We start from the raw sequence: 248 nt of genomic DNA, 5'->3' as shown, positions 1-248 counted from the left end.
AAGATCACCCCCAGGGCAATGGTGCCGACAAATTCTCCCGCCGCCCCCGGCAGCAGGTAGATGGGCAAAAACGTTAGCACTGTAGTCACCGTCGAGGCCAGTAGCGGCACCTGCAAGCGGTGCACCGTGGTCGTCGCAGCGTGGAGCGGGTTAGCCCCCTGCCGAATATCGGCCTGAATCTCATCTACCACCACGATCGCATTGTCGATCAGCAGACCCAGGGCAATGATCAGCCCCGTCACCGACAT

The 248-nt window shown here is 60.9% G+C and carries 1 protein-coding gene; it reads right to left on the bottom strand.

The window, feature by feature from the left end; all coding sequences use genetic code 11:
• Nucleotides 1-248: efflux RND transporter permease subunit (locus JUK32_RS00040; RefSeq protein ID WP_204136834.1), on the bottom strand; the 248-nt coding region annotated here is incomplete at both ends.

The sequence above is a fragment of the Halomicronema sp. CCY15110 genome (assembly GCF_016888165.1).
Taxonomy (GTDB): domain Bacteria; phylum Cyanobacteriota; class Cyanobacteriia; order Phormidesmidales; family Phormidesmidaceae; genus Halomicronema.
This window is presented reverse-complemented; position numbering and strand designations above follow the sequence as displayed.